This window comes from Achromobacter sp. DH1f (assembly GCF_000633435.1).
Classification (GTDB): domain Bacteria; phylum Pseudomonadota; class Gammaproteobacteria; order Burkholderiales; family Burkholderiaceae_B; genus Achromobacter; species Achromobacter deleyi.
Genome location: NZ_AYMF01000119.1, coordinates 1 through 270 on the forward strand (window position 1 = coordinate 1; position 270 = coordinate 270).

Sequence of the window (270 nt, forward strand, 5' to 3'; positions counted from 1 at the left end):
CGCGCCCAGGCCCAGCAGCAGGCCCGACAGGTAGGCGGCGCCACCCGCGCCGGCCGTGTCGGTCAGGCGCAGCACCAGCAGCAGCCCGGCAAAGGCCACCACCGACCAGGCCAGCTTGCCGCGGCTGGGGCGTTCGCCCAGGAACAGCGCGCCCAGGCCGATCAGGAAAAAAGGCTGTACGTTGTAGACGGCGGTGGCCAGCGAGATCGAGGCCAGCCGGTAGGCCGAAAACAGCAGCACCCAGTTCAGCACCAGCGCCGCGCCCGCGGC

The 270-nt window shown here is 72.2% G+C and carries 1 protein-coding gene; it reads right to left on the reverse strand.

All coding sequences use genetic code 11. From position 1 onward, the window contains the following. Positions 1-270, reverse strand: a 270-nt coding sequence (locus U858_RS0133315) for an EamA family transporter (protein WP_025141377.1), incomplete at both ends; no start/stop codon positions are given.